The organism is Lysobacter sp. Soil_C_15 (genome assembly GCF_057657315.1).
In genome coordinates this window covers 32,851-52,023 of sequence record NZ_JBDGIR010000002.1, presented here as the reverse complement: position 1 = coordinate 52,023, position 19,173 = coordinate 32,851, and the positions used below count along the sequence as shown (strand labels likewise).

Below are 19,173 nucleotides of genomic sequence, written 5' to 3'. Positions count from 1 at the left end.
GCGCGGTCGGCTCGGATCAGGTCGGCCAGATCAGGTCAGGTCAGGTTAGATCCAGCCCTGGTCGGCCAATTCGCGCTTGATGTAGGCGTAGTAGATCGGCGCCACGATCACCCCCGGAATGTGGAAGGCCGCTTCCATCACCAGCATCGCCAGCAGCAGTTCCCAGGCGCGGGCCTGGATCTCGCCGCCGACGATGCGCGCGTTGAGGAAGTACTCGAGCTTGTGGATCAGCACCAGGTAGGCCAGCGCGGCGATCGCGGCATACAGCGAAATCGACAGCGCGGCGACGGTGATCAGTGTGTTGGAGACCAGGTTGCCGAGCACCGGCAGCAGGCCCAGGACGAAGGTGATCGCGACCAGCGTCTTGGCCAGCGGCAGGTGCACCCCGAACAGCGGCAGCACCACCAGCAGGAAGGCGCCGGTGAAGGCGGTGTTGAGCAGGGAAATCTTGAACTGGGCGAACACCACCCGCTTGAACGCGGCCGAGAAGCGCGAGCTGCGGCCGAGCAGTTCGCGTCCCAGCGGCCCCAGCCGCGGCAGCTGCAGTTCGTCGTACAGCGCGATCATCGCGCCCAGCACCATGCCGACCAGCAGCCGCGCCGCGACCTGCGCCGCCTCGGCGCCGGCCAGGCTCAGCTCGCCGCGATGCGCCTCCAGCCAGTCCTTGACCGCGGTGCGCAGCTCGGACAGATCGGAGGGCAGATAGGGTTGGGCCCAAGGCGGGATCTGCCCGCGCGAGGCGTCGATGATCTCCATCATCCGCGCCAGCAGAGCCTGCTCGCCGCCGGTGTCGGCGCGGAAGAACGCCGCCAGGCCGAGCACGGCCAGGATCAGCGCGCCGACCACCACCGCCGCCAGCAGGGCCACCGCGAGCACCCGGGCGCGATGGCCGCGGACCATCCGCTCGACCAGCGGCGCGGTGGCGTGGATCAGCTGGAACACCAGCAGGCCGGCCAGCAAGGCGCCGACCAAGCCGAGCTTCAGCACCAGGACCATCGCCAGCAGGGTCAGCAGCCAGGAAGCGATGCGCGCCGGCGGCGCGGCCAGCAAAGGCTTGGGAGCGATGAGAGGGGCTGCGTCTGGGGCAGGCGGAGCGTCGGCGGACATGCGGCTACCTGGGGAGGGCGGGGGAGGGGCAGCGGCGCCGGGCGGAGCGTCGCGCCTGGCGCTCAGTTTCCCCGCAATCGCTCCGGCTGGGAATGGTGTCGACGGCGCTCACGCCTGCTGCGGCGCCGCTGCCATGCCGGTTCGGCGGCCGCCGTGCCGACATCCGGCCGCGCGGCGGCTTGCGGTACAGTCCCTTATCCAGGCGGGAGGCGTGCGATGCGGGTGTGGTGCAACGGAGCGATGCGGCAAGGCGCGGCGATCGAGCCCGGCGACCGCGGCTTCACCTTGGGCGACGGCCTGTTCGAGACCCTGCGCTGGTCCGGCGGCGAGGCCCGGCATCTGCCAAGGCATCTGGCCCGGTTGCGCGCGGGCGCGGCCTTTCTCGACATTCCGCTGCCGTGGAGCGATGCCGAGCTCGGTACCGCGATGGCCGCGGTGGTGCACGAAGCCGGGCTGGACCAGGCCGCGATCCGACTGAGCCTGAGCCGCGGCCCCTCGTCGCGCGGCGTGCTGCCGCCCGGCGATCCGCGACCGACGACGATCGTCTCCGCCGGTCCGCTGCCGCCAGCCGGCGACGTTTCCGCGGTCGTCGCCCGCTCGACCCGGCGCAACGAGCATTCGCCCCTGTCGCGGATCAAATCGCTCAGCTATCTCGACAACGTGCTCGCCGCCCGCGAAGCCGCGCAACGCGGCGCCGACCAGGCGCTGCTGCTCAACACCGCCGGCCGCCTGGCCGAAGCGGCGGTCGCCAACCTGTTCCTGGTCCGCGCCGGCGAGCTGATCACGCCGCCGATCGCCGACGGCGCCCTGCCGGGGATCGCGCGCCAGTTGCTGATCGAACGTTGCGGCGCGGTCGAACGCCCGATCGAGGTCGAGACCCTGCTGTCGGCCGAGTCGGCATTCCTCAGCAACAGCCTCGGCCTGCGCGGCCTGACCCGGGTCGACGAGCGGACGATGAGCGTCGATGCACAGCGATTGGGCGCGCTCGCGATCCAGATCGAACACTAGCGAGCCTGGTCGGCGCCGCCTGGGCCGGCGACGACCGATTCGGACGATCCGGCGCCTGCGCAGGCCGCCAGCCGGTGGGCGAGGTAGCGTTGGTAAAGCGTCGTGTGCAGATTGTGCAAACCCAGTTCGATCCGGAACGGCGTGCGCGGGTTGCGGTCGAGCAGGCGGGCGATGTGGTAGCCGACCGGCTTGACTCCCTGCCTGTGCACGTAGATCTGGAAGCCGCGGTAGAACGGGTCGTCGAGTTCGGCATCGAGTTGCGCCAGCACCGCTCGCGCATCTGCGGGCAATCGCGCGCGCAAGACCGGGTCGCGCCGATACAGCAGGCGTTCGTAGTAGCGATGCAGCGGACGCGGATGCAGGCTGCGCGCCAGCGACCAGATCTGGCGATTGCGGCGGTTGTAGTGCTCGAACCCGCGCTGGCGGCGCACCGCGTTCGCCGCGGCTTCGCTGACGTCGTAGACCACGAAGTTCTCGGCCTGGTTGTTGAGGTCGTCCAGCGCGCTGCGTTCGAATACGTGGTAGATGAAGCCGGGCAGGCCCATGAACGCCTGGCGTCCGCTGCGCGAGGCGAGGGCGGCGTCGCCGTCGCGGCTGAACTCGCCCGCCGAACTGCCGAGCAGGATGCTGCGGCTGCGCCGGATGCGGTTGAAGCTGCCGATGACGATTTCGTCGGCGGCGAATTCGCGGTCGAATCCCTCGCGCCCGTAAAGCTCGGCCTGGGTCGCGTACTGGGCGATCTGCCGGCCCAGGCCGCATTCGCCGCGCACCTGGCCGCGATAGAACGCGTCGATGGCGCGCGAATTCGCGCCGCTGGGGCGATACCCGCGGCCGAACCAGGCGATCGGGCGCCATCCGTCGTGTCGCGAACCGGTCGGGCCGAAGCCCACCCAGCCCAGTTGCACGGCGGTGAAGCGGAAGCCGCGATTGGCCGTCAAACGGTCGACGGCGCGGCGGGTGGCGACGCCCAATCGGTAGCCGTAGGCGCAGACCGTGGCGGGGTGGCGCAGCAGCGCATCCAACTGCCGCTCGCGTTCGGCCGGGCCGATCCGGTTCGGCCATCGCACCAGCAGGTCGCCCTGCGCCTGCGCCTGGGCCAGATCGGCCCGATCGCAGGGCGTGCCCGCCCGCACCGCGGTTTCGGCGTCGGCGGTAGGCTCGAAGCGCCAGCCCAGGTCTTGCAGCAGGGCGCGCTTGCAGGTCGCCGGCGCGGGATCCGCGGCGAAGGCCTCCGCCATCGCCAACGCCGCCAGCAGGAACGACGCAGCGGCGGCGCAGCGACGCCTTCCGCGCGGCTGGATTCGCATCCACGCAAACATGCCGGCAGCCTAAGCGCCCGGCGTTAAGCGCGCATCAACGCCTCGATCGCGAGGCGGGGGCGTGCCGGACCGCGCGAACGGACGTCCGGATCAGCGCAGCGCTCCCTTGCGCGGCATGCGTTGCAGCTCGTCGATCACCCGTTGCGGCGCGCGCAGGCGGATCTGCACCGGGAACGACTCCATCACCGTCACGTCCTCGACCACGCCCTGTTTTTCCAGCTCCATGACCCGCTGCAGCACCGGGTCCGGCGATTCCGCGCTGCCGACGATGGTGGCGCCGAGCAGAGGTTCCGCCCGGCTCGACGCCGGCGGTGCGCGATCGGCGGGCGGCTGTTTGTGCTCGCCGCCGCAAGCGGCCAGCAGCATCAGCGCGGTCAATAGCGGGCTCATGGTTGTCGCCTTGGGCATGGGATCATCCGTCGTGAACGTGGCGCACCGGCGGACCGGTGCGCCACGGATGGGACTGCGGATCAACGGCCGGCGCTTACGGGTAGGTCGAGATCCAGCTCTGCAGCGTGTTGTAGACGGTGCTGGTCAGACGGGTACCGCAGTTCTGGCTCGACGAACCGGTGGTGTGGATGCCGCGCACATAGACGCCGCCGTCGCTGGAGATGCCGCTGCCGCTGTTGCCGCCGCTGGTGTCGATGGTATAGCACAGGCGGTAGGAACCGCTGGTCCACGGCGTTCCGGAGTGGGTCCACATCGTGCCGAACGGCTTCTCGCCCGGATAGCCGGTGATGGTGTGGGTACCGCCGGAGTACACGCCCCAGCCCGAGTTGCCGCCGTGCGGCGCCGAACTCAGCACGATCAAGGCATAGTCGTAGTTGGTGTCGGCGCTGTTGTGCCAGGCGCTGGTGGTGACGGCGCGGGCCCAAGTGGTCGTGCCCCAGGGCTGGTAGCTGCCGTTCTGGGCGACGGTGAAGTTCAGGCTGGAGTACCAGGTGCCGGCGCCGTTGGAGACGCAGTGGCCCGCGGTCAGCACGTGCTTGGGCGTGATCAGGGTGCCGGTGCAACCGATGCCGATGCGGCCGATGTGCCAGTACGGCGAAGCGACGGTGTTGGTGATCTGGACGCGATCGTCCGTGCCGATCACCACCTTCGGCGCGAAACGCACGTCGCCGCCGCCGAGGGCCGGCAGCATCGGCGCGTTGCCGGGGGTCGACGCGTTGCGGCCGAGCAGTTCCAGGTCGCGCAGCGCCTTCTCGAACACGGCGACGTCTTCCGGGTTCATGCTGGCGGCGTACTGGTCGCCGTTGGGAGTGACCATGACCGCGCTCAAACCGGCGGCCTTCTGGCGCGGGCTCTGCAAACGGGCGTCGATCGAGCCGCCGCGTTCGGGCAGCACGTCGCGCACCAGGTTGTCGCCGTGGATGAACTTGGCCTTGGCGCCCATCTTCTGGAACGGACGCTCCTTGGCCTCGGCGGTGTTGGCCAGCGGGGCCGAAACCAGCAACGCCAGGCTCAGTGCGACTAGACTCTTCATAACTAGCTCCTTGTTGGTTGAAAGTCCTGACTACCGCCGGGCAAGCGCGTCCTGCGCTTCCCGGCCGACCGAGCGGGCAGGATGCCCGGTCGATATGCGAACGGCACGGACGCACCGGTTCGCGACGCGGCCGTCCCGGGCCGCGCTGAGCGAGCGCCTGCGGCGCCCGTCATCTCGGGTTGTTCGCCTCGCCATCGCAAGGGCGAGCGCGTTCGCGGCGCGGCGGATGCCGAGCCTGCATGCTCCTATCCGAGCGCCGCGAATTCCGCGGCGCGGTGCCCGGCCGCTAGTCGGCGCGGCGGCGCAGGGCGCGTCCGGCTCCCCCCGAAAACGGGGACTGCGCGGGTTGGCGTTCGCCCGTCCCCGGCTCGAGTGGGCGCTGGTATCGATGCGCATTGCGACCTCCATGTTCGCGAATCGGAAAAACTTTCGGCGGCGGCCAGCCGCTGTGTTCGATCATCGGTCGCGCGTCGCGCCGCGATGCGGGCTGCCGTTCGTGCGCCGCTTCACGCTATCTGAGCGTGTCGCGCGGGTTGCGACACGTCCTCATGCCGGCATGGCCCGCTGTTCTCCAACGTCGTTTGCGTTTTCGGTGGGACAAACAACTTTGTTGCCTTGCTGCGCGGCGCGGCTCCATTCCCTAGCAGCCTCGTAGGAATACGCGGCATCGCATCGGAAGCGGACAGAACATCGGCCACGAATCGAATGCGTGACCGCGTCGTCGGATCGTCTCAGCGGGAACTGGCGCATGCTCGATGCTCGATCGCGCATGGTTCGATCGCGCATCGTCCGCCGCGGCTGCGGCGCAAGCGCTGGCGGGTCCATTCGTCGGGCCTGCGCATGCGATGCGCGGCCACGACCGCATGCAATGCCCTATCGTCGAGGCCGTTCGATGGCCTCGCCAATCGCCGCAGCGATAGCTCGACTCACGGATCGCCCGACCCGTATTGGCCGGATCGCCGCTCGAACGTCGTTCAAGCAGGCTGAATGCCCAACGCACGGAACGTGCAGGCCTCATTCGTTCGAGGCGGCCATCACATGAATCTCGACGTTCGGACCATCGCCAGCAAGCCGCCTGCCGTCGTGGTCGTGGAGGACGACCGCTATCTGCGCGAAGAGTTGCTGGTGCCGGAGTTGCTCCACGCCGGATTCGCCGCGATCGGCGTGGCCAGCGCGCTGGAGCTTTACCGGGTGTTGACCGCGCAGTCCTTCGATCTCGTCCTGCTCGATCTGGGGTTGCCGGATGAAGACGGCTTGCGCGTCGCTCAGCATCTGCGCAGCTTGCCCGCGCCAGTGGGCATCGTCATGCTGACCGGCTACGACAGCGAGCACGACCGGATCAGGGGGCTGAACGCAGGCGCCGACGCCTATATCGCCAAACCCGCGGACATGGATCTGATCGTGGCGACCCTGAAGAATCTGGCGCGCTGGGCGGTGCCTGCGGCGGCGGCCGGCGCGCAAAGCGCGGGCAGAAGCGGCGGATGGCGGGTCGACGAGGCGGGCTGGCGGATCCTGTCGCCGACCGGCGCAGAAATCCGCATGACCAAATTCGAGCGGCAGCTGATCGAGGCCTTGTCCGCGGCCGCCGGCAAGGCCGTTTCGCGGGAGGACCTGATCGCGCGCCTGGCCGAGAACGTATACGACTTCGATCCGCATCGGCTGGACATGATCGTGCATCGGCTGCGCAGGAAGTGCCTGCAACGCAGCGGCCAGGAGTTTCCGCTGTTGTCGGTGCGCAATGTCGGTTACGTCCTGGCGTGGTAGGCGCGCGCCCGCCGCACGCCGGGAATCGGCGCGCGCTTGCGTCACCCGGTTCCGCTTGCGCTGTCGTTCGACGACCGCTGCGATCCGGCCAGCGGCAGCGATATCCGGATGCGCGTTCCGGCGCCGGGGCCGCTGTCGATCGCGATCGCGCCGGCGCAGTCGGTCACGAATCGATGCACCATCGCCATGCCCATGCCGGTGCCTCGCTCCCGCGGCTTGGTGGTGAAGAACGGCTCGAAAACGCGCTCCATCACTTCCGGCGTCATGCCGATGCCGGAGTCCTCCATCCGCAGAACGGCATGCTCCTGTTCGATCTCAACGGACAAGAGGAATTCGCCTTTTCCCTGCAGGGCGTCGCTGGCGTTGCCGGCCAGATTGAGCAGGGCGAGCACGAACTCGTCCCGGTCCGCCAGCACCAGCGCTTCGGATTCGGGGATGGCGATGTTCGCGCTTACCTCGCCCTGCAGCATGGACAGCAGCAAGGGGCGCGCTTGTTCGATCGCTCCGCAAAGGTCGAATGCGGCTGCCTGCCGCTCGCCGGCCCGGCTGAAGTTCAACAGGCGGCGCGTCAGCGCGGCGCCGTGCTGCGCCGCGCGCCGGATGTCGGGCAATATGGCCTCGATCGCATCGCTGCGTCGCGATCGCGAAGTGGACAGGCCGATGATCACGCTCAGCACGTGATTGAAATCGTGGGCGACGCCGGCGGAAAGCCGCCCCATCGCTTCCATGCGCTGGATGTGCGTCAGCCGGGCGTAGGCGCGCTCCTTTTGCTCGACCAGTTGTTCCAGTTCCCGGCACAGGGCGCGCAGTTCCTCGCCGCGACGGATCGCACGCTGGGAGGAAGCGATCAGCCGGTCCAGGATCGCGGCCAGAACCAGCAGGTGCATCGCCGGCAGGGCGAGGCCGGACACGGTCGCGGACCGGCTCAATGGGCTTTCGTCGCGGCCGATATCGACCCAAGCCCCCAGCGCCAGGGCGAGGATGTTTCCGGCCAGGGCCCACCAGACCCCTTGCCGGCCCAACAGCAGGCAGGCCAGCAGCATCGGAAACAGATGATGCATCTGCAGTTCCGATTGCGCGCGCAATCCATAAGTCCGATAGCTCAAGCCGACCAGGAGCAGCCCTCCCGCCACGGCCAGGGCGGAAGACAGTCGGTAGCGGCCCTGGGTCGAGAGATACAGGCACGCCGATGCGTACACGGCCACGGCCGATGCGCCGAGGAATTCGTCGGACGCCCACGGCCCAGCCGGTGCTCGGAGCCACGACGCGACAGCCATCGCCGCCGCGGCCGCCAAGGTCGCCGCCAGGATCGCCCTCAGCATCAAGACGTTGCTGTTTTCGGGCGAGTGGCGCGCCAGCCACTGGCCGATCCGGGCGCGCTGGACGACCCACGCGGTGAGGAGGGATGCGGGAGTCATGGGTCGCGATGAACGCCGCTGATGGAATCGCAATCGGGGAGGCATCGGCCGGCCGCGGCGGCCGGAAACCCGCGCGGCGGCAAGCACGATCCAGCCTAGCATCGGCCGCATCGGTGTTCTGGGACGCAGGCTGTGGGTCCGCGACGCTTCGGCCGTCGATCGATCCAGGTCGTGGCCGAGGCGTGTCGCGCAGGCATCGGGTCGCCGCGCTGCTGGGCTGCTTGCTGTGGTTCTTCGCGGCGGCGGCGGGCGCCCGTTCCGGACTGGAGTACCGGCTCGGCGTGGCGAAGTTCACCACCGAGGACGGGCTGCCCCAGGCCGGGATCAACGCGATCATCCAGGCGAGGGACGGCTATCTGTGGGTCGGCACCTTCGGCGGCCTGGCTCGTTTCGACGGAACGGCGTTCGAGCTCTACACCCGCGCGCGGGCCGATGGGCGCAAGGACGCGGCGCCCGCCAGCGACCGGATACTGTCCTTGCTCGAAGACGACCGCGGACGGCTCTGGGTCGGCACAGCGGACGCCGGGCTCAGCGTTCGCGAGCGCGAACGCTTCCGCCACCTGCCCCTGTGCGGCGGCGGCTGCGGGATCAACGCGATCGCGCAGGGGCCGGACGGCCGGGTCTGGGTCGCCAGCAGCGACGGCATCGCCGTGTTCGATCGGGCCGCAGGCCGGCCCAGATGGATCGCCAGGTCGCGCAGCATCGGCGAGTTCATGCGCCTGACCATCGACGGCGCCGGCCGGATTCATGTCGGTGGAACGAACGGACTTCACCTGGTACGCGCCGACGCGCTGGTGCCGATCGCGCTGCCCGGGCGCGAGACCGGCGTGCAACTGCTCGAGCGCGATGGCGGCGGCCTGTTGGTCGGAAGCGAGCGACGGCTGTATCGATTCGATCCGGTCCGCCGCGCCTGGCGCGCATTGACGCCTGAGGCTGCGATGTACGCCGCCCGCGACGCCGGCGGCCGCTGGTGGTTGTCGCTTGCGTCCAGGCAGGTGGTGCGCGAAACCGAGGACGGCGCATGGCGGATCGTGCCCGAACTCAGCGGACTGGGCATCGCCCACCTGTTTCGCGACGCCGAAGGCAACCTGTGGGCGGGCAGCCGCAGCAACGGACTGTTGCGCATGCGCCCGCCGCTGTTCGGGCTGCTCGCAGAATCGGCGCTGGGCACGGACATGGCGGGACGCGCCGTCGTCGCCGACGGCGGCGACGGCCTGTGGCTGGGTTCGGCTTGCGGCGGTCTGTTCCATTGGAGCCGCCGCCACGGTGCCCGCCCGATTCCGGTCGAGCCGGCCTTGGGCAGCGCATGCATCTCCAGCCTGCTGCTCGATAGCCGCGGCGCGCTTTGGGTCGGTAACGCCGGCGGCGCGCTGGGCCGGCTCGAGAACGGCCGCCTGGAGTTGGCCGGGCTCTGGCCCAGCAACGAGTCGGTGTCGATCTGGGAACGAGGCCCGCAGGACTTCATCCTGGCCGTTGGCAGGACCACATACGGGTTTACTTTTCCCTTTCCGGACCTTTCCGCGCCGCAGGCCGAACGCTTTCGACGCATCGCCGCCTTGCAGGGAATGCGCATCGCCGGCGTGGCGCCAGCGGCGAAGGGCGGGATCTGGCTCGCCGGCAGCCAGGGCGTCGTGCGCTTGAGCGGCGACCGGATCCTGGAGCGATGGACGCGGCCCCAGGGATTTTCGTCGCGATCCGCCCGTGCCTTGCACGAGGACGCGGCAGGCGCGCTGTGGGTCGGCACGTACGGCGACGGCCTGTATCGGATCGAACGGGGCAGGGTGTTCCGCTACGGCGCCGGCAACGGCCTTTCGGACGAGACCGTCTCCTGCATCCTGGAAGACGCGCGCGGGCGGTTGTGGCTGGGCGGAAACGCGGGCGTGGCCCTGGTTCCCGCGCCGCGCAAAAGCGCGCACCGCATCGAGTCGATCCGGTTTTCGGCGAGCGACGGATTGATCCCGAGCGAGATCAACGGCGGCGACTCCGTCCCCTGCCTTCGCGACAGCCGCGGCGCCTTGTGGTTCGCCCTGGTGTCCGGATTCGCTACGGTCGACCCGGCGAGGGTGCCGGGGGGCGAGTCCGCGCGTCTGAAATCGCATATCGAGCACGTCGCGATCGACGGAAAACCGCTGCGCCCGAGCGGCGGAACGCTGCTGCTGCCCTCGTACTCGAGCAATCTGGAAATCCGCTACACCGCGGTCAACCTGGGCAAGCCGCGCGATACCGCGTTCCGGTTCCGCCTGACCGGCGTGGATCGGGGATGGGTGGAGGCGGGGTCGAACCGTAGCGTCCTGTACCCGCGCATCCCCTGGGGGAGGTTCGACTTCCAAGTGCAGGCGCGCACCGGCGGGGGGGCGTGGTCGAACGTACCCGACGCGGCATTGAGTATCGTTCATCCGCGCCCCTGGCATCAGCACCCCTGGGTTTGGGGGCTGATCGCGCTGCTGGGGCTGTCGGCGCTGACCATCGCCGGACGCGGCGACGAAACGCCTGATGCCTCGGACCGGGCAGGCGCATCGCGTTCCCGCGCGGTCGCGGCGGCGCAAGCGGCGGCGGACGACGCCCAGGCATCGCGCTTGGGCGAATCCCAGGCATCGTCGCCACGGAAAGGCGAGAATCGCTCCCGAACAAACCGGCCGACCGGGCGCAGCCGGTGAGCCGTCCGGACCGGCTCAGCAGTTGTTGCTGGCCGACATGCCGTTCATCCCGCAGAACGTGCTGTGGGGAAGCACGCAAACGATGGTCCCGCAGTCGACGCAGCTCAGATTGCCGCAACTGTCCTCACAGCACCAATGGCCGTTCTCACAGCCATCGCCCGACATTCCGACTCCACCGACGAGAAAGCCCCTGTTGGCGGGATCGGGATGGACCGGAGGGGTTTGTAGAGGCATGTGCATGTCGATTTCTCCTGTGCGCGATCAGATGAGTTTCGAGTTCTGCTTGGACTGAGGCTGAGCGTAGAGTCCGGACAAGAGGTACTTGTCGACGGGACCGCTCCTTCCGGCTACGTGCTTGCTCGTCCTGAAACTGCCGCCTTCGCACTTCTGGACGCAGCTGTCGTAGGTGCTCATGCATCGGTTGTCGCAGTTGTCGTCGTCGTCGTCGCACCCGCCCATGCACGATCTCAGATCGGTCAAGCACTGTGCGATGCAAGCTTGATCGCAGCTGCTGGGCAAAATCGCATCGAGGACGAAGGATGGGGCCGGCCTTGGAACCGGGGCGATCAGAGGTGGGCGATTCATGGTTGTCCTCATTGGTCGGGGTTGGATTTCCTGGTGAGCAAAGGGATCGGAACCCAGTCGTTCAAGATCCGTTCCCGGGCCTTGCAGCCGGCGCATGCGGGCACGCCGGCCTTGTTGAATGCACGACGAAGCAGGGTGCCCAGACCCGGGCCCGATCTGTCCGCATCCGCCGCAGGAGGAAGTCGCTTAGGCAGGTGCATGGGCTAGACCTCGTTCCAGAACCGAGGCTGGCCAACGCCGATCGGCAGTACATCGCTGACATCGACGGTGAAACGGCACGCCCGTCTGGCGCGCATCAGGTTCTCCGGATCGAAGAAGCGCATCTTGACGTCGTACAGCTCGTCGTCGGGCTTGGCGAGCGGGCTCTTCTCGACCGAAATGGTTTCCAGCACGCGTCCTTCCCGCAGCGATTGCTTGAACACGCTTGCGGCCTGGAAGACATTGGTCGCGGAGTAGTTCAAGGCCCGATCCTCCGGGCTCATGCCGTTGTTGCGGAAATCGAAGTAGATCCGGCTCAAGAAGTCTTCGACGCTGTCTTTGAGCGCCCGGTCCTCGTCTGCGTCGGCAAGCGCCTCGAGCAACGCTTTGGTCGACCAGCTGTACATGCCGCGCATGTCGGGCGCCAAGACCGGAACCGTCTCCCCGGACTGCAGCGCGATCGTCCGTCCGGACGAGTAGCCGCAGACCGATATGCGTTCGACGTCTGGATCGCCGAGGAACTCGAGCAGCTTCTGGTAGGTCACATGGGCGAACGGGCCGACCGGCGTGATGGCGTACAGTACGGTTCCGTCGAGCTTCAACAGCCAGGCCAGTGACTGCGCCTCGTGCAGGTTCGCCTTCAGGTACGTGCCGATATCCCGGCCGGCGGTCGATTGGTTGAAGCTGTTTCGCGACGATTCGCTGTAGTACTCGATCGCCAGCTCGCCCAGGGCGTAGACCAGCTGAGGTTGCTTGCAGCTGGTGCATCCCGATGAAGGCCTCACCAGTTCCTCCTGGCCGTAAGCGCGGTCGGCGGCGTCCGCAGCAACGCCATCGTGCCCTGAATCGCGCACCGGATCGTACGAGTTGGCGGCGGAGAGAGCGTGCGGACTCGCTTCCGGCATGGGCTCTTCTTGTTCTTTCTGCGGGGACGCGTGGGTCGAGGTAGGGTCCGACATGCCGTACTCCTTCTGGTTTTCTGAGTTGACTAGGAAAGCGTGAGCGGCCGCCACATCCATGATTCCCGATAGCAACTGGCGGCAGTGTTTGCTGTCCGGATCTCGTTCGCAGCCTCGGGCGGAATCGAGCAACGCATGGCGCACGCGGCGCGGGTCGATGCGGCCGTAGCGCGCAATCTGCACGCTCATCAGCAGCGCGGCGACGCCGGCGACGATGGGCGTGGCGAAACTGGTGCCGCTTCTGCGGCAAACGCCTCCCCCGGGCCGGGCCCCCAGGATGTGTTCGCCGGGCGCCAGAATCCCGCGGCCGCGGTACGCGTCACTCCAGTTGCTGTTCCGCATCGGCGCTCCGGACGCGCCCAATGCGCCCACCGCCAGGACCTCGGGCATGGCCGCCGGAAGATGCGCGCAGTCGCATCCGTCGTTGCCGGCGGCGGCTATCACAAGCACGTTGTTTCTGGCGCAGCGTTCCAGGGCGCGTTTCAGCAGTCCGTCGGCCGGCTGTCCCGCCGACTTCATCAACTGGCCTGCGCTGATCGTGACGATGTCGGCGCCGTTGCCGAGCGCCAGGTCGATCGCATGGGCGAGGTAGGATTGGGTACAGAACCCTGCGCCTGCGCGCGGCCGGTCGTCGAAGATCTTGATCAGCAGGCCGGTGCAACCCGGCGCCACGCCCGGCACCGGACCTCGGCCGAAGATCACACTGGCGATATGGGTCCCGTGCGATCGCGCCGGCGAATCCGACGGCGTCTTGTTGTCGCTCAGCGTCGTCAGCGCCGCTCCGCGGAAGCAGGGGTGCAGGACATCTACGGCCCCGTCCAGGACGGCGATGCGGATTTCGCGGCTGCCTAGCGTTTCCCGCTGCAGCGCGGCGATGTCCTTCCAGGTCTTTTCGCCGAGATCCTCGTGCCGCGCGATATTCATTCGATCGTCCATCGTTCGAGCTGCGTCCGGCCCGGCCGTAGGCATGCCGGGCTTTGCCGCGACAGCGCGGTATCGCGCTCTTCCCGGCCCGGCGATCGGATCGCGGCGCCGGCTGCGGCAGGCGCAACGATGGGCCAGGCGCGAGGGCGATGCACGCACCGGAAGTTTCGGTTTTTCACCGCGAATGTCGGCGCGCACGCGGATATGCGACGTTGTTCTGAACCGGGCGTGATCCAGTCCTGACCGGCCGAGCGTCGCAGCGGACAAAGGCGCGGCCAGGTTGTCGAATTGCGATGCCGTTCGATTTCGGACCGCGGCGAACCGGTCTGGATCGCCGTATCGGTAGCGGCGTTCGTTGTTGCGCCGCTGCAACCTGCATGCGGTTTCGCTGGCGGCGGGGCCGCCGCTGTCATCGCCGCCGCCCGGCGTGCGTTGCCAGTCGCAGCCGACGCCGCAAGGAACCGCCATGCGCCACCTGTCCGCCCCTCGCTTGCTCGCCGCCTTGGCGGGCCGGCTGTGCCTGCTTGCGGCACTCGCCGCTCCCGGACTCGCCCCGGCGGCCGAGGCCTCGTTCGTGCGACGCGACCTGGCCTATGGCCCCGACCCGGCGCAGCGGCTGGACGTGTACGGCCCGCGTCGGGCGCGCGGCGCGCCGGTCGTGCTGATGGTCCATGGCGGCGGCTGGCGCATCGGCGACAAGGCGGCGCGCGGTGTGGTCCAGGCCAAGGCCGCGCACTGGAACGCGCAGGGCCGGATCGTGGTCTCGATCAACTACCGGCTACTGCCGCAGGCCGATCCGCTGCAGCAGGCCGCCGACGTGGCTCGCGCCTTGGCCTACGTGCAGCGCGAGGCGCCGCGCTGGGGCGGCGACGCGACACGCTTGGTCTTGATGGGGCATTCTGCCGGTGCGCACATGGTGGCGCTGTTGGCGGCCGCACCGGAGCTGGCGCGGACGCAGGGGGCGCGGCCTTGGAGCGGCACGGTCGCGCTGGACAGCGCCGCCTACGACGTCGAGGCATTGATGCGCCGGCCGCATCTGCGCCTGTACGACCAGGCGTTCGGCGAAGATCCGCATTACTGGCGCGAAGCTTCGCCGATACGGCGCCTGCGCAGCGCGCCGGCGCCGATGCTGTTGGTCTGTTCCAGCCGACGCCGGCAGTCCTGCCCGCAGGCGCGCGACTACGCCCGCCGCGCCGGCGATCTGGGCGGGCGCGCGCAGGTGCTGGCGGTGGGGTTGGACCATGCGGCCATCAACGCCGAGCTCGGCGCCGAAGGCGACTACACCGCCCGGGTGGATGCGTTCCTGGCCTCGCTATGGGCGCCTGCGCGCCGCGATTGATCGGGACCGCCGGTCGCCCCGGCATGGTCGACCGGAGTCGTTGCCGGCTGTAGCATCGCCCTGGATCGCGATATCGGCCCAGCCGGTCGGTCGCGGCGCGCGGTACGCGCCGTCGACTCGTTCCAATCGCCTCATCCATCGCCTTCGGACGGAGCCCGCCATGCCCCGCAATCGCGTTTCCCTACCGATCGCCGCCGCGTTGAGCGGCGCGCTGCTGGCGGCCTGCGCGCGTCCGCCGCCCGCCGCCACCGCCGAACCCGCGCCGACGGCAGCGCCCGCCGCGGCGCCCGCGCCGGCAGTTGCCGACACCGGCGCATTCGCGTTCCGGATCGGTGCGCTCGAGGCTTACGCGTTGAAGGACGGCGACATCGACGTCGCCAACGACGGCAAGACCTTCGCCATCGGCGAGCCGGCCGAACAGGTCGCCGCCTTGCTGAGCGCGGCCGGCCAGCCGACCGACGCGCTGCGCCTGAGCATCCAGCCCTTGCTGGTGCGCAGCGGCGCCCGGCTCCTGCTGTTCGACACCGGCGCCGCCGGCGTTTCCTTCGCCCAGGCCGGTCGTTTGCCGGCCTCGCTGCGCGCCGCCGGCGTCGAGCCGGCGCAGGTCACCGACATCTTCATTTCGCACGCGCATCCGGATCACGTCGGCGGCCTGCGCACGGGCGAGGGCGGCCTGGCCTTCGCCAACGCCACCATCCATCTGTCCAGGCCCGAATGGGAGGCGTTGCAGGGCGATCCGGACAACGCCGCCCTGGCGGCCGCGATCGCGCCCAAGGTGCAGGCCTTCGAGCCCAATGCGGCGATCGTTCCCGGTGTGGTCGCCGCGGTCGCCGTCGACGGCCATACTCCGGGCCACAGCGCGTACGAGATCGCCTCCGGCAAGGACCGCCTGCTGTACCTGGGCGATACTGCGCACCATCATGTGATCTCGGTGCAGCGCCCGGAATGGACGGTGGACTACGACCGCGACGCGCCCTTGGCCGAAGCCAGCCGGCGCGCCCTGCTGCAGCGCGCCGCCGAGCAGGATCTGCATGTGTACTCCGTGCACTTTCCGTTCCCGGGCCTGGGGCGGATCAAGCGCGAAGGCGACGGCTTCGCCTGGGCGGCCGATCGCTGACGGGCAAGTCCCAGCGGGGAGGGCGGGTCCCCGCCCACGCCGCATCGCGCGCTCGGCCCGTTGCGGGCGCAATGCCGCGCGCCGGACCCGGCAGCGCATGCCGACACCGGACAGTCGCGGTCAGCGGGCGCTCGATGTCGTGCCGGCGGGCAGGCGCAGGCCGATCGAGCGCCGCAGATAGCGCCGCAACTGCGGTTCGTCGAACGCCGGTTCGGCGATGCCGCTGCCGCACAGGAATTCGTCGACGTTGCCGCAGTCCCAGCGATAGCCGTCCTGGTACAACTCGGCCGTCGACTGGCCGTCGCGCACGACATCCTTGAACAGGCTCAGCAGCGGGTACAACGGCGCTGTGTGGTCGTTCTCCCACAGCGCGCACCAGTCGCGGTAGGGCAGCTGCGGCAGACGCAGTCCCGATGCCGCCTCCAGCTTGGCGAAGAATTCGTGCAGGGTGAGATTGTTCCGATCGCGATTGACCAGGTTGAACTTCTTGCCGATAGCGGCCGGATTGCGCGAGATATGCGCGATGGCCCGGGTCATGTAGTCGACGCTGGTCAGCCCCTCGCGGAAATTGCGCAGATCCGGCACGCCGCCGTACGCGATGCAGGTGCGGACCAGCCGGGACCACCATTGGTAATCGGCGCAGCGGCCGGAGCGGCCATGGAAGGTCGCGTAACCCAGGCGGAAGGTCATCAGCGGCAGGCCGCGGCTCGCCGCCATATCGGCGATCTTTTCCATCACCCATTTGCTGCGGACGTAGCCGATGTCGGCGCTCACCGCGGTCAGGTTCTGGTCGATGTCGTCGTCCTCGCGCATCACCCGCTTGCCGGTGTACCGGTGCCCCCAGCTATAGACCGAAATCGTCGACATCAAGGCCAGCGGCTTGAGCCGGCCGGCGGCGCAGAAGGCCAGCACCTCGCCCAGCCCCTGCACGTTGTCGCGGCGTAGATGCGAGTAAGGCTGGATGAAGTTGACCGCACTGGCGCAGTGGTAGACCAGGTCGACGGATTCGGCCAGGTAGGCGTGGTCGAGTTCGGCCAGTCCCAGCCGCGGTTCGGCCAGGTCCGCGGCATAGGCGCGCACCCGCAGCAAGGCACTTGGGTCCGGCGCCAGGGCGTATTTTGCTAGGGTCGATCGCAGGCGCTCGCCCGCGCTGGCCTGGTCGCTGGTCCGGATCGGGCAATGAATGGTCGCCTGGGTGGCGGAGAGCAGATCGCACAGTAGATGCGCGCCGACGAATCCAGTGGCGCCGGTCAGCAGGACGTGCCTGGGCGCGACGATCTGGCTCGGCTCGTATCCGGCGCCGAAATCCGCGCCTTCGGGCAGGCGTATGTCCGACTGCAGGGCCAGGATCGGTTCGGCGTCGATCGTGGGTGCGGCGCGGCCGGCGCGGCGCTCCAGGGCGGCGGCGAGCGCGCGGACGCTGGGGAACTCGTAGATATCGCGCACATAGGCCTTGGTTCCCAGCGCCTGGCCGGCCTCGCGGGTCAGTTGCGCCGCCAGCAGCGACTGGCCGCCGAGAGCGAAGTAGCTGTCGTCCAGGCCGAAATCGCGATGTTCGAGCACGCGGGCGAAGACCTCGGCCACCAGCGCCTGCGCCCGGGTCTCGGCGGCCGGCGCGGGCGCCGAGGCGGCCGGCGCGGTGTGCGCGTAGCCGCGCAGCAGTTCGGCCTTATCGATCTTGCCGTTCGGAGTGAGCGGAAACTCGTCGACCGAGACGAAAGCGGCGGGGATCATGTAATCCGGCAGGACCGCGCCGAGCCGCTGGCGCAACTCGGCCCGAAACCCATCCTGGCGCGCTTCGGCCGGCGCGTGCGCCACCACGAAAGCGACGATCTGCTTGCGACCGGGGTCGTCCGGCGCGGCGACCGCGACCGCGGCTTTGCGCACGCCGGGCAGCAGCTGCAACTGCGCCTCGATTTCGCCCAGCTCGACCCGATTGCCGCGGATCTTGATCTGTTCGTCGCCTCGGCCGAGGAACTGGATCTGGCCGTCCGGCAACAGTCGCGCCAGGTCGCCGGTACGGTACAGGCGCTGGCCGCCGACGTTCACGAAGCGCTCGCGAGTGAGCGCGTCGTTGTCGAGATAGCCGCGAGCCAGCCCCGGGCCGCCCAGGCAGAGCTCGCCTGCCTCGCCCGGAGGAACCGGGCCGAGAGACGGATCGAGGATGTACGCCGTCGCGCCTGCGACCGGCTTGCCGATCGAGTAGGGGGCGCCCGCACTGGCGCTGGGCACTCGCCTGGAGGTAGCGAAAATGGTTGCTTCGGTGGGCCCGTAATAGTCCACCAGGGCGTAGTCGGCCGCGTCCAGGTCGATCGGGTTCAATTTCTCGCCGGCAGTGAACAGATAGCGCAAGCGCGTGCTCACGCCGCGGGTCGCCGCTACGACCTCCGGCACCATCACGGTCGGCACGAAGGCGTGGCTGATCGCATGGTTCGCGTAGAAACGCGCCAGCGCAGCGGGATCCACGCGCACGGCTGGCTCCAGCAGATGCAGCGTCGCTCCGGCGCACAGGGCCGACCACACTTCCCACTGGGCGACGTCGAAGCCGATCTTGGCCATCGAGGTCAGGCGACTGTCGCCGTTCACCTCGAACTCGCGGTTGTGCCAGTCGATCAGGTTGGCGAGCGCCGCATGCTCGATGACGACGCCCTTGGGCTGGCCGGTGGTGCCCGAGGTGAAGATCACGTACGCGATATCGCCCGTTCCGGCCGTAACGGGCGGGGTCGACGGGTCGGCCGGAGCGGCCAGTTCGTCGACGTCGAGCACCTCGAGCGTATCGCTGGCCCAGGCCCCGCGGGAGCACAACGCCAGCGAAGAACGGGTCTGAACGACGATGTAGCGTTTTCTCGCGTCGGGATAGCCGTCGTCGATCGGCACATAGGCCGCGCCTGACTTGGCAATGCCGAGCAGGCCGACGACCAGGCTCGCCGAGCGGTCGCAGATCAACGGTACCAGCGATCCGGGCCCGATGCCGCGTCGGGCGAGGCGCGCCGCGACGAGGTCGCTGTCGCGATCGAGCTGCCGGTAGCTGATCGTGCGGCCGCGGTCGACCACGGCGGTCGAGTCGGGCTGTTCGACGGCGCGATTCCGAAATCGATCGATTACGCTGGGTATGGTCGGCATGCCTGTGTCTCCGATGGTCGAAGTCGCCGCTGCGCCCACCGCGCGCACGACGGGGGCGCGGTCGCGCCCTCGCGCCTTGGCGATTGCGCCGGCGTTTGCGGATGAAAAGACGATGGCCGCGAGGCGTGCGCGAAGAGGAAACCGCTGCTGGATTTCGCAGCGACGCGCGCAT

Annotated in this window: 12 protein-coding genes; 5 read left to right on the top strand and 7 right to left on the bottom strand. The window is 69.1% G+C overall.

The features are described from left to right. Window positions 1-45: 45 nt before the first annotated feature. Window positions 46-1,107, bottom strand: a complete 1,062-nt coding sequence (locus AC3A57_RS04215; protein ID WP_487577747.1) for an AI-2E family transporter — start codon at window positions 1,105-1,107, stop codon at window positions 46-48. A 216-nt stretch (window positions 1,108-1,323) separates the two neighbouring features. Between AC3A57_RS04215 and AC3A57_RS04210 the strand changes: the two genes are divergently transcribed. Further along, window positions 1,324-2,115, top strand: a complete 792-nt coding sequence (locus AC3A57_RS04210) for an aminotransferase class IV (protein WP_487577746.1) — start codon at window positions 1,324-1,326, stop codon at window positions 2,113-2,115. Here the strand turns inward: AC3A57_RS04210 and AC3A57_RS04205 are convergent. The 3 genes from AC3A57_RS04205 to AC3A57_RS04195 all read right to left on the bottom strand — a co-directional run bounded on the left by AC3A57_RS04205 (window position 2,112) and on the right by AC3A57_RS04195 (window position 4,917). Continuing rightward, window positions 2,112-3,353, bottom strand: coding sequence for a hypothetical protein (locus AC3A57_RS04205; RefSeq protein ID WP_487577745.1), 1,242 nt, complete (start codon window positions 3,351-3,353; stop codon window positions 2,112-2,114). The two genes, AC3A57_RS04210 and AC3A57_RS04205, sit on opposite strands and share 4 nt — an antisense overlap. Window positions 3,354-3,524: 171 nt before the next feature. Next, on the bottom strand, window positions 3,525-3,824 hold the full coding sequence (locus tag AC3A57_RS04200) for a hypothetical protein (RefSeq protein ID WP_487577744.1): 300 nt from the start codon (window positions 3,822-3,824) through the stop codon (window positions 3,525-3,527). A gap of 94 nt (window positions 3,825-3,918) precedes the next feature. Continuing rightward, window positions 3,919-4,917 carry a trypsin-like serine peptidase gene (locus AC3A57_RS04195; RefSeq protein WP_487577743.1) on the bottom strand — a complete coding sequence of 333 codons (999 nt, stop codon included), beginning with the start codon at window positions 4,915-4,917 and terminating at the stop codon, window positions 3,919-3,921. A gap of 1,038 nt (window positions 4,918-5,955) precedes the next feature. Between AC3A57_RS04195 and AC3A57_RS04190 the strand changes: the two genes are divergently transcribed. Further along, entirely contained in the window at window positions 5,956-6,681 is a 726-nt protein-coding gene (locus AC3A57_RS04190; RefSeq protein WP_487577742.1) for a response regulator transcription factor, read from the top strand. A gap of 41 nt (window positions 6,682-6,722) precedes the next feature. On the opposite strand, the gene AC3A57_RS04185 is transcribed toward AC3A57_RS04190, so the two are convergent. After that, window positions 6,723-8,099, bottom strand: coding sequence for a sensor histidine kinase (locus AC3A57_RS04185; RefSeq protein WP_487577741.1), 1,377 nt, complete (start codon window positions 8,097-8,099; stop codon window positions 6,723-6,725). An 8-nt stretch (window positions 8,100-8,107) separates the two neighbouring features. Between AC3A57_RS04185 and AC3A57_RS04180 the strand changes: the two genes are divergently transcribed. Continuing rightward, complete coding sequence (locus AC3A57_RS04180) at window positions 8,108-10,756, top strand: ligand-binding sensor domain-containing protein (protein WP_487577740.1); 2,649 nt, start codon at window positions 8,108-8,110, stop codon at window positions 10,754-10,756. Window positions 10,757-11,544: 788 nt separating this feature from the next. Here the strand turns inward: AC3A57_RS04180 and AC3A57_RS04175 are convergent. After that, window positions 11,545-13,890 carry a PatA/PatG family cyanobactin maturation protease gene (locus AC3A57_RS04175; RefSeq protein ID WP_487577739.1) on the bottom strand — a complete coding sequence of 782 codons (2,346 nt, stop codon included), beginning with the start codon at window positions 13,888-13,890 and terminating at the stop codon, window positions 11,545-11,547. Here AC3A57_RS04175 and AC3A57_RS04170 point away from each other — a divergent pair. Beyond that, window positions 13,889-14,761 (top strand): alpha/beta hydrolase, encoded by an 873-nt coding sequence (locus AC3A57_RS04170; protein WP_487577738.1) that lies wholly within the window; start codon window positions 13,889-13,891, stop codon window positions 14,759-14,761. The genes AC3A57_RS04175 and AC3A57_RS04170 overlap by 2 nt on opposite strands. A gap of 160 nt (window positions 14,762-14,921) precedes the next feature. Further along, window positions 14,922-15,878 (top strand): MBL fold metallo-hydrolase, encoded by a 957-nt coding sequence (locus tag AC3A57_RS04165; protein ID WP_487577737.1) that lies wholly within the window; start codon window positions 14,922-14,924, stop codon window positions 15,876-15,878. A 120-nt stretch (window positions 15,879-15,998) separates the two neighbouring features. On the opposite strand, the gene AC3A57_RS04160 is transcribed toward AC3A57_RS04165, so the two are convergent. Beyond that, complete coding sequence (locus tag AC3A57_RS04160) at window positions 15,999-19,001, bottom strand: amino acid adenylation domain-containing protein (protein ID WP_487577736.1); 3,003 nt, start codon at window positions 18,999-19,001, stop codon at window positions 15,999-16,001. Between the last annotated feature and the right edge of the window lie 172 nt (window positions 19,002-19,173).